The 12,845-nt window shown below is 67.8% G+C and carries 10 protein-coding genes; 4 read left to right on the top strand and 6 right to left on the bottom strand.

Annotated features, from left to right (window positions below; genetic code table 11):
* Positions 1-132 precede the first annotated feature (132 nt).
* Positions 133-1,356, bottom strand: coding sequence for an acetyl-CoA C-acetyltransferase (locus OK17_RS17780; RefSeq protein ID WP_461418239.1), 1,224 nt, complete (start codon positions 1,354-1,356; stop codon positions 133-135).
* A 51-nt stretch (positions 1,357-1,407) separates the two neighbouring features.
* Positions 1,408-2,166, bottom strand: a complete 759-nt coding sequence (gene fabG, locus OK17_RS17785; protein ID WP_461418240.1) for a 3-oxoacyl-ACP reductase FabG — start codon at positions 2,164-2,166, stop codon at positions 1,408-1,410.
* A gap of 178 nt (positions 2,167-2,344) precedes the next feature.
* On the opposite strand from fabG, the gene OK17_RS17790 reads away from it, so the two are divergent.
* Positions 2,345-3,544 (top strand): acyl-CoA dehydrogenase family protein, encoded by a 1,200-nt coding sequence (locus OK17_RS17790; protein ID WP_461418242.1) that lies wholly within the window; start codon positions 2,345-2,347, stop codon positions 3,542-3,544.
* 190 nt (positions 3,545-3,734) lie between these two features.
* On the opposite strand, the gene OK17_RS17795 is transcribed toward OK17_RS17790, so the two are convergent.
* From OK17_RS17795 to OK17_RS17810, 4 genes are all read right to left on the bottom strand, one after another.
* Positions 3,735-5,396: a class I adenylate-forming enzyme family protein gene (locus OK17_RS17795; RefSeq protein WP_461418243.1), complete on the bottom strand. Its 1,662-nt coding sequence runs from the start codon at positions 5,394-5,396 to the stop codon at positions 3,735-3,737.
* Complete coding sequence (locus OK17_RS17800) at positions 5,393-6,157, bottom strand: SDR family NAD(P)-dependent oxidoreductase (RefSeq protein ID WP_232718627.1); 765 nt, start codon at positions 6,155-6,157, stop codon at positions 5,393-5,395. The genes OK17_RS17795 and OK17_RS17800 overlap by 4 nt, the downstream gene beginning before the upstream one ends.
* A 75-nt stretch (positions 6,158-6,232) precedes the next feature.
* Positions 6,233-7,366 carry a thiolase family protein gene (locus OK17_RS17805; protein WP_232718629.1) on the bottom strand — a complete coding sequence of 378 codons (1,134 nt, stop codon included), beginning with the start codon at positions 7,364-7,366 and terminating at the stop codon, positions 6,233-6,235.
* Between the two features lie 154 nt (positions 7,367-7,520).
* Positions 7,521-8,942 (bottom strand): MFS transporter, encoded by a 1,422-nt coding sequence (locus OK17_RS17810; RefSeq protein ID WP_461418244.1) that lies wholly within the window; start codon positions 8,940-8,942, stop codon positions 7,521-7,523.
* A 390-nt stretch (positions 8,943-9,332) separates the two neighbouring features.
* Here OK17_RS17810 and OK17_RS17815 point away from each other — a divergent pair, with 390 nt between their 5' ends.
* The 3 genes from OK17_RS17815 (at position 9,333) to OK17_RS17825 (ending at position 12,822) form a co-directional block, all read left to right on the top strand.
* Complete coding sequence (locus tag OK17_RS17815) at positions 9,333-10,529, top strand: acyl-CoA dehydrogenase family protein (RefSeq protein ID WP_461418245.1); 1,197 nt, start codon at positions 9,333-9,335, stop codon at positions 10,527-10,529.
* A 38-nt stretch (positions 10,530-10,567) separates the two neighbouring features.
* Positions 10,568-11,725, top strand: a complete 1,158-nt coding sequence (locus OK17_RS17820; protein ID WP_006867394.1) for an acyl-CoA dehydrogenase family protein — start codon at positions 10,568-10,570, stop codon at positions 11,723-11,725.
* 212 nt (positions 11,726-11,937) lie between these two features.
* A complete protein-coding gene (locus OK17_RS17825; protein WP_461418246.1) occupies positions 11,938-12,822 on the top strand; it encodes an SGNH/GDSL hydrolase family protein in 885 nt (294 codons plus the stop codon).
* Positions 12,823-12,845 lie beyond the last annotated feature (23 nt).

Below are 12,845 nucleotides of genomic sequence, written 5' to 3' on the forward strand. Positions count from 1 at the left end.
CCTACTCAACCAGCAGAAAGTACGCCCCCGCCGGCCGAGTAGCGACCGCCCAGTACAACGAGACGGCGCCCCCACCCCGCCGGCCGAGTAGCGTCGACCGAGCGGAGCGAGGGCGCCGCGTATCGAGGTCCGTCAGGCAACCCGCTCGAAGATCGCGGCGAGTCCCTGGCCGCCGCCGATGCACATCGTCTCGAGGCCGTAGCGACCCTCGCGGCGCTGCAGTTCGCGGGCCAGCGAGGCCAGCATGCGGCCGCCGGTCGCGCCGACCGGGTGGCCCAGCGAGATGCCCGAGCCGTGGACGTTGGTGCGGTCGAAGTCGCCTCCGGAACCGAACCGGCCGAAGCCCCATTCGCGGGTGACGGCGAGCGCCTGGGCGGCGAAGGCCTCGTTGAGTTCGATGAGGTCGATGTCGGCGAGGGTCAGACCGGCCTTGGCCAGTGCCTTCTCGGTGGCCGGCACCGGGCCGATGCCCATGGTGCGCGGCGGGACGCCGGCGAGACCCCAGGACACGAGCTTGACGAGCGGGCGCAGGCCCAGCTTCTCGGCGACCTCGGTGGTGGTGACGATCGCCATCGACGCGGCGTCGTTCTGTCCGCTGGCGTTGCCGGCCGTCACGGTGGCCTCGGGATCGGCCTTGCCCATGATCGGCTTGAGCTTGGCCAGTGATTCCAGCGAGACGTCCGGGCGGGGGTGTTCGTCGGTGTCGATGACCTGATCGCCGCCGCGGCCGGGAACGGTGACCGGGATGATCTCCTCGGCGAGGATGCCGTCCTTCTGGGCGCGCACTGCGCGCGTGTGGGATTCGACTGCGAGCTCGTCCTGCTCCTCGCGGGAGATCGAGTACTCCTTGCGGAGGTTCTCGGCGGTCTCGATCATGCCGCCGGGCACCGGGTAGTGCTTGCCGCCGGCGGTCGAGCGGGCGCGGACGAGGCTGTCGTGCATGGCGATTCCGGTACGCGCACCGCCCCATCGCATGTCGACGGAGTAGAAGGAGGCGTTGCTCATCGACTCGGCACCGCCTGCGACGACGAGATCGTTGTCACCCGCGGACACCTGGTAGGCGGCCTGGATGACGGCCTGCAGGCCCGAGCCGCAGCGACGGTCGATGTGCATGCCGCCCACCGTGATCGGCAGCCCGGCGTCGAGTGCGATGACGCGGCCGAGGGCCGGCGCCTCACTATTGCCGTTGCAGTGCCCGAGGATCACGTCCTCGACCTTCTCCGGGGCGATGCCCGTGCGCTCGAGCAGCCCCTTGAGCGCGGTGACGCCCAGGTCGACTGCGGTGAGGCTCTTGAACATCCCGCCGTAGCGACCGATCGGGGTACGTACCGGCTCACAGATGACGACGTCTCGCATGGTTGACCTTTCGCGAAGTTCCGGGTGGAAGAGTTTGGGTGAGAACAGGTCTCACATGAAGCGGCCGCCGGTCACCTCGAGCACGGTGCCGGTCATGTACGAGGACATGTCCGAGGCGAGGAACAGTGCGACACTGGCGACCTCGCCGACCTCGCCTGCGCGGTGCATGGGGATCTCCGACATCTTCTGGTCCCAGGCCTTCTGCGGCATCGCCTCGGTCATCGCCGAGCGGATCAGACCGGGCTGGATCGCGTTGACCCGCACGCCGTGGTGCGCCATCTCCTTGGCGGCGGCCTTGGTCATGCCGACGATGCCGGCCTTGGCGGCGGAGTAGTTGGTCTGGCCGACCATGCCGACCTTGCCCGACAGCGACGAGATGTTGACGATCGCACCCCGCTTGGCCTCGCGCATGATCGCTGCCGCCTTGCGGGTGCCGTTCCAGGTGCCCTTGAGGTGCACCGAGATCACCAGGTCGAAGTCCTCTTCGGTCATGGTGCGCATGGTGGCGTCGCGGGTGATGCCGGCGTTGTTGACCAGGACGTCGAGCGAGCCGAAACCGTCGACCGCCTCCGCGAGCAGCGCGTCGACCTCGTCACCGTTGACCACGTTGCACTTCACGGCGCGGGCGACGTCGCGGCCGCCGAGCTTGTCGGCGGCGGCCTGCGCGGCGTCGAGATTGAGATCACCCAGAACCACCTTGGCGCCCGCGTCCACGAAGGACCGGGCGATCTCGAAGCCGATGCCCTGGGCGCCACCGGTCACGACGGCGATACGTCCCTCGAGGAGCGGCTGGGCGGTGGTGGATGACATCTTCGGGTCCTTCCCATGGGGGTTCTGGTGTAGACACCAGCGGCGTGAGGCGCCGGGTGATGTCAGTAATCTAACCCGCGAATCCGGCGTCGAACGCGTTCGTTTCATACGCAACGGCTATCGGAGCGATCCCGGTTTCGTATTGGACCCCTCACCGTGGACGCGCAAGAGTGGCACCATGACCGGAGTGATGCAACAACCGACCGCCACCTCTCAGGTGAGCGCGGAAGACTTCGCCGACATCCTGGCGGCGACTCGAGAATTCGTGCGTGAGGTCGTCGTGCCCCGCGAACAGGAAATCCTCGACACCGACGCGATTCCCGAGGACATCCGCCAAACCGCAAAGGACATGGGCCTTTTCGGTTACGCGATCCCGCAGGAGTGGGGAGGGCTCGGACTCGACCTGACCCAGGACGCCGAACTGGCGATGGAGCTCGGCTACACCTCACTGGCGCTGCGCTCGATGTTCGGCACCAACAACGGCATCGCCGGCCAGGTGCTGGTGAACTTCGGCACCGACGAGCAGAAGGCCGCCTGGCTGGAGAAGATCGCTTCGGGTGAGGTCGTCGCCTCCTTCGCACTGACCGAACCGGGCGCCGGCTCGGACCCCGCGGGCCTGCGCACCAAGGCTGTTCGCGACGGCGACGACTGGGTCATCTCCGGCGAGAAGCGCTTCATCACCAACGCCCCGCTGGCCGACCTGTTCGTCGTGTTCGCCCGCACCCGCCCGGCCGACGAGAACGGCACCGGCATCGCGGTGTTCCTCGTCCCGGCCGACTCGGCCGGGCTCACGGTCGGCGCCAAGGACCGCAAGATGGGCCAGGAGGGCGCCTGGACCGCCGACGTCCACTTCGACGGCGTGCGCGTCCCGAACGCCGCTCTCATCGGGGGCAGCGAGGACGTCGGCTACAAGGCCGCGATGATGTCGCTCGCCCGCGGTCGCGTGCACATCGCCGCACTGTCGGTGGGTACCGCCCAGCGTGCCCTCGACGAGTCGATCGCCTGGGCTGCCACCGCCACCCAGGGCGGCAACCCGATCGGCGAGTTCCAGCTGGTCCAAGCCATGCTGGCCGACCAGCAGACCGGCGTGATGACCGGCCGCGCGCTGGTGCGCGAGGCCGCGCGGGCCTGGGTCGACAACACCGACCGGCGCGTCGCACCGTCGGCCGCCAAGCTGTACTGCACCGAGATGGTGGGCAAGGTCGCCGACCTCGCCGTCCAGATTCACGGCGGCAGCGGCTACATGCGCGACGTTCCGGTGGAACGCATCTACCGCGAGGTCCGCCTGCTGCGCCTCTACGAGGGCACCAGCGAGATCCAGCGCCTCATCATCGGACGCAACCTCTACAAGCAGGGCACCAAGAACGCCCAGCGCTGAGCTCACGACAAAGCGGCCGGCCCATCCTCCTCAGAGGTGGGCCGGCCGCTTTGTCTGTGCAACTCCGGAAAAGATATAGCCCGAAACCGCGCTGAGCGCGGTTTCGGGCTATGAGGTTTCGACGGGCTCAACCGGCGGAACCTCGAGGGCTCAACCGGCGGAACCGCGAGGGCTCAACCGGCGAAGAGGGTCAGGCGTGCGTCAGACGCTCGCGTAGGGCGACCTTCTGGATCTTGCCGGCTGCCGACGTCGGCAGTTCCTCCACCACGACGACGTCGCGGATCTTCTTGTACGGCAACACCTGTTCGGCGACGAACGCGGCGACCGCATCCTCGTCGACGACGTGGCCGTCCTTGGGGACCAGGAACGCCACCGGTTCCTGGCCGATGGGTCCGGCCTCGCGTCCGACCACCGCGGCGGCCGCGACATCGGGGTGGGTCACCAGGATCTCCTCGAGCTCTCGCGGATACACGTTGTAGCCCTTGTAGATCAGCATGTCCTTGGCGCGGTCACAGATGTAGATGTAGCCGTCGGCGTCGCGGAAGGCGATGTCGCCGGTGTCGAGCCAGCCGTCGACGAACTGTTCCGCGGTCTTCTCGGGATGTCCGAGGTAACCGTCGGTGACCTGCGGTCCGCGGACCCAGAGCTGCCCCCGCTCCCCCGCCGGCAGGACGACGGTCGAGTCGTGGGCGGCGCGGATCTCGACCTCGGTGTCGAACGTCGGGAGTCCGACGCTGCCGAGCCGGTACTGACCTTCGGCGGTCAGCGGCGCCGAGGACACCAGGCAGGTCGCCTCGGTGAGGCCGTAGCCCTCGATGATCGCCGCGGCGGGGAATGCCTTCTCGAGCTGTTCGAGCGTCACCAGGTCGATCGGCGCGGCGCCCGAGGACACGACACGCACCGAGGTCAGGTCGCGCAACTCGACATCAGGGTGGACGGCCAGCGCATGCCACATCGCCGGGCTACCGGTCACATACGACGCCCGGTACTGCTCGATCAGCGCGAGCATCCGGCCGGGTTCGAATCGTCCGGCGAGCACATGCGTTGCACCACACAGCAACAGGAAGGTCATGTTGATCAGCGCGTGGGCGTGGAACAGCGGCGACACGACGACGGTCGCGGCGTCACCCGGAACCACTCCGCGATCGGAGCCCGGGCGCGGCGTCAACCGCAGCAGGCCGTCGTCGCCGACCTCGATCGCATGGCCGGCACGCCAGCCGATCATCTGGGTGGCGTTGCCGAGAACGTTGCGATGAAGTACCCGAACGCCTTTCGAGACACCGGTCGTCCCACCGGTGAACGCCAGGTGCGCGACGTCCTCGGTGGTCACGGTGACGTCGGGCGCCTCGCTGTGTCCGACGACGAACTCGTCGAGCGAGGTGACCCGTACGCCCTCGACCCGCGTGCCCTCGACCGCCGCGGCCGAGCCGTCGACGACCACCACGGTGGAGAGCGGCGAGTCCGCGGCAGCCGACAGGAGCCGATCGGACTGCTCGACCTGCGTGAAGCCGGCCACCGCGCCCGTCTCGACGATCTGGCGATGCAGGCCGGGAACCGGCTGCAACGGATTGACGAGAGTGACCGTGGCACCGGCCCGCAGCGAACCGTAGTAGGAGACAACGAATTCGATGCTGTTGGTGAGATAGATCAGCACCACGCCACGTTCGGCGACACCCGCCGATCGGAGCGCAGAAGCCACCGCCGCCGAACGCGCGTCGAGTTCGGCGTAGGTCAGCGTCGTGTCCCCGTCGACCACCGCGGCACGATCGCCGTACAGCGCGGCCATGCTGGCCGGCAGCACCGCCATGCTCGTGTCCGGGTAGTTGAGCGTCGTCGGCGCCCCGGCGCTCATCGCGGTGCCATGCGGATCGCGCCGTCGAGGCGGATGGTCTCGCCGTTCAGGTAGGCGTTCTCCAGGATGTTCGCCGCGAGCTGGCCGAACTCGTCGGGGCGGCCGAGGCGCGACGGGTTGGGGATGCTCGCCGCGAGCGACTCGCGCACATCGTCACGCAGGCGGGCCAGCAGCGGGGTGTCCATGGTGCCGGGCGCGATGGTGTTGACGCGGATCAGCTTGCTGGCCAGATCGCGGGCGGCCACCAGGGTCATCCCGACGATGCCGGCCTTCGAGGCCGAGTAGTTGATCTGGCCGATCTGGCCCTCGAACGCGGCGACGGAGGCGGTCATGACGATGGCGCCACGCTCGCCGTCGATGGGCTCGAGGCGCGCGATGCGCTCGGCACCCAGCGACAGTGCATGGAACGAACCGACGAGGTTCAGCTTGATGACGAACTCGAAGTCCTCCGCCGACCCGGCCTTGCCCTCCTTGTCGAGGATGCGCATACGACGACCCGCGCCGGCGCAGTGCACGAGGCCACGCAGGCCACCGCGCTCGTCGGCGACGTCGAGCGCGGCCGCGAACTGTTCGGCGTCGGTGATGTCGGCGGCGGCGAAGCTCGCCGACGCGCCGAGACCGTCGGCGACGGCCTGGCCGTCGGAGGTCGGGAGGTCGATCAGGGTGACGAGGCCGCCTGCGTCGAGGACGCGCTTGGCGGTGGCGAGGCCCAGACCGGATGCGCCGCCGGTGATGGCGACCGAGAGTCCCTTGAGTTCCATTGTGCTGGTGTGCCTTTCAGTGCTGGCTGACTGCTGGCCGGCCGGCGTGGCGCCGGCCGGCTTCGAGCAGAGGGGTCAGAGGAGTTCGAGGATCGTGGTGTTGGCCATACCGCCGGCTTCACACATCGACTGGAGCCCGTAGCGGATCCCGTTGTCGCGCATGTGGTGCACGAGGCGGGTCATCAGGATCGCGCCCGAACCACCGAGCGGGTGACCGACGGCGATCGCGCCGCCGAGCGGGTTGAGCCGTTCGATGTCGGCGCCGGTCTCGGCCTGCCATGCCAGCGGCACCGGGGCGAAGGCCTCGTTGATCTCGAAGGCGCCTATGTCGTCGATCGACAGACCGGACCGCTTGAGCGCCTTGGCCGTCGACGGGATGGGGCCGGTCAGCATGACGACCGGGTCGTCGGCGGCGACGACGGCGGTGTGGATGCGGGCGATCGGCGTCAGCCCATGCGACTTCGCCGTCTCCGACGACATGATCAGCAGTGCACCCGAGCCGTCGGAGATCTGCGAGGAGTTGCCGGCGTGGATGACGCCGTCCTCGGCGAACGCCGGCTTGAGCTTGCCGAGCGACTCCAGGGTGCCGCCACGGCGGATGCCCTCGTCACCTTCGAGCACACCGGAGATCGGGGCGAGCTGGCCGTCGAATGCACCGCGATCGACGGCGGCGGCCGCGAGTTCGTGTGAGCGCAAGGAGTACTCGTCGAGGCGGGTCCGGTCGAACCCCCACTTGGAGGCGATGGTCTCCGCACCGAGGCCCTGGCTGAACTTGTCGATGCCGTAGCGGTCGAGGACGGTGGCCGGCTGGTGCTCGCCGTTGGGGGCCGAGCTGCCCATCGCGACGCGGCTCATCGACTCGACGCCACCGGCGATGACGACGTCCTGCTGGCCCGAGATGACCGCGGCGGCGGCCTGGCTCACGGCCTGCTGGCTCGAACCGCAGGCACGGGTGACGGTGGTGCCGGGCACCGACTCCGGCCAGCCGGCCGCGAGGATCGCGGTGCGGGCGATGTTGCCGGCCTGCTCCGACGACTGGCTGACACAGCCCCAGACCACGTCGTCGACGATCGCGGGATCGACGCCGGTCCGCTCGACGAGAGCCTCGAGGACGTGGGCGGACAGGTCGGCCGGGTGGATTCCGGACAGGGCTCCGCGGCGGCGTCCGATCGGGGCGCGGACGGCGTCGACGATCACTGCATCGCGCATGAGGTCTCCTAAGAAGGTCGGGCAGTGGATTGCGTTGTGGATGGAACCGAGGACGTCCGTGAGCGGAAATCACCCGTCCTATCGAGCCGACCATGAACAGGTCTGGCGGACAAGTCGATTCCCGCTCACGGACGATGAGGTGCTGCCTATGGGCCTAGGCGGTCAGGACCGCGTTCGGGCGCAGACGCTTGCGGTCGCGGACCGGGTTGGCGAAGACCAGCGCCAGCACGGCGCAGACCGAGGCCACGAGTCCGAGGACCTGGAACGCGGTGGCATATCCCTCGGCCGGAGTGGCCGCGGCGTCGACGATGACGCCGGTGGCGTACGGCGCGACGAGGCCACCGATGGCCATGATCGCCAGGAACACACCGAGGGTGCCTGCGGTCTGACGGGGCGGGCAGATCTCCGCGACAGCGGCGTTGAGCAGCGGGAACACCATGGCCGCGAAGCCGTAGCCGACCGACAGGATCAGGACACAGACGATCGGGGTGCTGATCGACGGCAGCAGGAACAGCAGGACACCGGAGATCAGGACGCCGACCGACGGGACGACGATGCGGAGCACCCGCGGGGATGCCCCCTTGGTGATCATCCGGTCGCTGGTGACCGAGCTCAGCAGCATGAGGGCGAGGCCGACGATCGACGGAAAGGCGAACATCGAACCGGACTGCAACTGGCTGTATCCCAGGCCGTCCTCGAAGTACGACGGCAGCCAGGTGAGCACGACGGAGACCAGTGCGTAGACGCTCATGACCAGCAGGGCGCCGGTGATGAAGGTCGGCGCGAGGAAGATCTTGATCCACGGGGTGGCCGGCTCGGCGTCGGCCGGGGAGGCCTCGGTCTTCTCGGTGTCGTCGACCTTCTTGGTCTTGCCGCTCGCGATGTACGGGCCCGGACGCCAGACCGTGAGCCACACGACGGCCCAGACCATACCGGCGGCGGCCAGCGAGAACAGCGCCCAGCGCCAGCCGAAGCTGACCGTGATCACGGTGAGCAGCGGGGCGATCGCGATCTTGGAGATCGATGCGGAACCGGCGAGAAGTGCGCCGGGCAGTGCGCGGCGGGCGGGCGGATGCCACGCGTAGGCGGCGGTGTGCAGCAACGCCGACGACGGCCCCTCGGCGAGGCCGAGGAACAGCCGGCTGATGAGGAGGACCGCGAAGCCCGCCACCGCGATCATCGGCAACATGGCCGCCGCCCAGCACAGGCCGAGGAGGACCAGCGACCAGCGCAGCGTCATCCAGCGGTTGAGCAGACCGGCGAAGAAGCCGCCGATGGTGAAGGTGAGGAAGAACAGGCTGCCGACGAGACCGATCTGAGCCGCGGTGAGGTCGAGCTCGACACGGAGCGGCTTGGCGATGATGCCCAGCACGGCCTTGTCGGCGTAGTTGATCACGTACAGGCTCACCAGCAGGGACGTGAGCCCCCAGGCGGTGAGGCGGCGTTCGCCGAGCGGACCGTAGCCGCCGCGCGGGGTGGGAACACTCTCGAAGTCGGAGGTGATGGGGGCGTCGGCAGCAGCGGACGCCGAGGGCTTGCTGCCGGAGCCGGAGCCGGAGGCGGTCGTGACCGTCATGAGGGTTACCTCTTCCAGGGGGAATGGAATCGGGGGTCTGAGGACGATGCCGATCCAGTGGGGTGGATCACATCTGCACCCGATTGAACGGGCCATGTTCCCGTCGCCGCAACAGGCGCTCGGTGAACGCTCCGACTGTCACAGCCTATGTGTCTGCGATCACAACGCCCTGAGCAGCGTTCATTGGTCGGCCCTATCGGAGGGTTAGGCGCGAACACTGTTCGATCCGTCTTCGGAGACGGCGTCTGTCATTGGCCCGCGCTATCGCACCCTTAGCGCATCGCGTCTACTTCCGGCGGTCGCCGGACGGCATGCTTGGTTACGTTGCGTCCCACATCCACCCGTCGGTGCGACCCCGCACCGCCCGTTCACGGGAGAGAACACACCACCATGACCCGTCTCGCGCAGACCCTGGGCCTCACCGAGATCCAGACCGAGATCGTCGCCAACGTGCGGTCTTTCGTCGACAAACAGATCATCCCGAATGCGCAGGAACTCGAGCATGCGGACGAATACCCGCAGGCGATCGTCGACGGCATGAGCGAGATGGGCCTGTTCGGCCTGATGATCCCCGAGGAGTACGGCGGGCTCGGCGAATCGCTGCTCACCTATGCCCTGTGCGTCGAGGAACTGGCGCGCGGCTGGATGAGCGTCTCGGGCGTCATCAACACCCACTTCATCGTCGCGTACATGCTGCGCCAGCACGGAACCGACGAGCAGAAACAGCGTTTCCTGCCGCGGATGGCCACCGGTGAGGTCCGTGGCGCCTTCTCCATGTCCGAGCCCGAACTCGGTTCCGACGTCGCGGCGATCAAGACGACCGCGAAGCGCGACGGCGAGGACAACTACGTCATCAACGGCCAGAAGATGTGGCTGACCAACGGCGGGTCGTCGACTCTTGTTGCGGCCCTTGTCCGTACCGAGGAGGGCGAGGAGCGCCCGCACAAGAACCTGACCACCTTCCTGGTGGAGAAGCCCGCCGGTTTCGGCGAGGTGGTCCCGGGCGTGACCATCCCCCGCAAGCTGGACAAGATGGGTTACAAAGGAATCGACACCACCGAGCTCATCTTCGACGGGTACCGCGCGCCGGCCACCGACATCCTCGGCGGCGTACCCGGCAAGGGTTTCGCGCACATGATGGACGGGGTCGAGGTCGGCCGCGTCAACGTGTCCGCGCGGGCGTGCGGAATCGCCCAGCGCGCCTTCGAACTCGGCGTGAAGTACGCCCAGCAGCGCTCCACCTTCGGCAAGCCCATCGCCGAGCACCAGGCCATCGCCTTCTCGCTGGCCGAGATGGCGACCAAGGTCGAGGCCGCGCACCTGATGATGGTCAACGCCGCTCGCCTGAAGGATTCCGGCGAGCGTAACGACGTCGCGGCCGGCATGGCCAAGTACCTGTGCAGCGAGTACTGCGCCGAGGTCACCCAGGCGTCGTTCCGCATCCACGGCGGCTACGGCTACTCCAAGGAATTCGAGATCGAACGCCTGATGCGCGATGCGCCGTTCCTGCTCATCGGCGAGGGCACCAGCGAGATCCAGAAGCAGATCATCTCCAAGGGACTCCTGCGCGAGTACCGCGAGCAGTAACCCAATCCTCCTCTTCACCAACACCTTTAGGAACCGATATGCAGCGTCGCATCTTCACCGAGGACCACGAGGCCTTCCGCAAGACGATCCGGGACTTCATCGCCAAGGAGGTCACGCCCGTCTACCACGACTGGGAGAAGCAGGGCCATCCCCCGCGCGAGTTCTACAACCGGCTCGGCGATCTCGGCGTCCTGGGTATCGAGGCCCCTGAGGAGTTCGGCGGCGGCGGCGTCAGCGACTTCACCTACTCCCTGGTGATCGCCGAAGAGACCTCCGCGGCCGGCGTCACCTTCGGCAGCTACTCGGTGCACTCGAACCTGATCCTCCCCTACCTGATGGAGTACGGGACCCAGGAGCAGAAGGAGCGCTGGATCCCCGGATTCTGTTCCGGGGACATCATGTTCGCGATCGCGATGACCGAGCCCGGCACCGGCTCGGATCTCGCGAACATCGCCACCACCGCGAAGCTGTCCGAGGACGGTTCCCACTACGTGCTCGACGGCGCGAAGACCTTCATCACCGGCGGCGCCCTCGCCGACCGCATCCTCGTCGTCGCCCGTACCACGCCGTTCGATCCCGAGAACCGTCGTGCGGGTCTGTCGATCCTGGTGGTGGACACCAAGTCCGAGGGTTTCGCGGTGGGTCGCAAGATCGAGAAGATCGGCCTCAAGGCGTCCGACACCGCCGAGCTGTCCTTCGATTCGGTGAAGGTGCCGGTCGAAGATCTCCTCGGCGAGGAGGGCGCCGGCTTCAAGTACCTGAGCCACAATCTCGCCCAGGAGCGTCTGACCATCGCGATCGGGGCGTCGGCCACCGCCGCCGCGGCCGTTCAGCACGCCATCGCCTACACCAAGGAACGCGACGTCTTCGGCAAGCCGGTCGCGGCATTCCAGAACACGAAGTTCGTGCTCGCCGAATGCTCGGCCGAGGTCGAGGCGATCCGCGCCATCGTCGACCGTGCCCTCGAGCTGCACAACGAGGGCGAGCTGACCGTCCCCGACGCCGCACGCGCCAAGCTGTTCGCGACCGAGACCGCGGGCAAGGTCATCGACAAGTGCCTGCAGCTGCACGGCGGCTACGGCTATGTCCTCGAGTACCCCATCGCCCGCCTCTACGCCGACACCCGTGTCACGCGCATCTACGGCGGCACCAGCGAGGTCATGAAGACGATCATCGCGAAGGATCTGGGGCTCTAGGTTCCCGCTCCGTGATCACGTTGCGTTTTGTGCCGCTTTTCGGGACAGAACGCAACGTGATCAGCAGGCGCCGTAACGCCGACCCTCCCGGAAGCGAAATCAGTGCCGAGAAGCAGCACCGATGACGCACTCTGCGCACGCGCGTGATCTGCTTGCCTTAATATTCGCTGAGCGAAACAGTGGGTCGGGACGTGGGAAAGTGCGGGAAACAGTTGGTGCCGGAGTCTAAGCGCGGGGTACGTGTCCTGGCGGCGGTCTTTATCACCGCATTCGTGACGGCACTGGTGGCCGCAACCGCATCCCCCGCGCAGGCGGCGCCCGTCCGCTACACCGGCGGTCCCTACATCGCGATGGGCGACTCGCGCGCGTCGGGCGGGTTCTTCACGCCGACGCCGGGCTACTTCGACGGCTGCAAGCGGTCGGCGCTCAACTACCCGAAGTACGTGGCGGCGATGACGCTGCCGCGTCGCTTCGTCGACATCTCGTGTGCCGGGGCACAGTCGGCGCATCTGTATCGCGCCGCGCAGCACACCCCGCGCGGCGCGAAGACTGTGCAGCTGAACCTGGTCCCCCGCGACGCCCAGCTCATCACCGTCAGCATCGGCGGCAACGACATGCAGTGGGCCGCGATCCTCGCGCAGTGCAAGATCCGCCAGCCGCTGACCGACCGACGCTGCCGAAGCAATCCGCGGCTCGAGAACGAGGTCCGGTGGCGCGTGCAGCGCATGGAGGACCGCGTCACCCCGGCGCTGCGGGCGATCCGCAAGAAGGCGCCCCGCGCGCAGATCATCGTCGTCGGCCTCGGCGGCTTCATCGGCAACAGCGGCTGCTGGCCGCTGATCCCACTCAGCGACCCCGACGCCCGGTGGATGCGCCAGGTCTTCCACCGCGCCAACGACGCTCTCCTGCGTGCGACGACCAAGGTCGAGGGCCGTTTCGTCGACGCCAATCGCGGGTCGCTCGGCCACGATCCGTGCAATCTGATCAATCCCTGGTACGAGAGCGCACTGTCGAACCGGATCGCGATGCCGTATCACGTCAACCAGGCGGGAGCACTGGCGATCGCCATGATGATCAACGGCGCGATCCGCCGGTAGCGCGCGCATGACCGGTCACTAAC

The sequence above is a fragment of the Gordonia sp. GN26 genome (genome assembly GCF_054823965.1).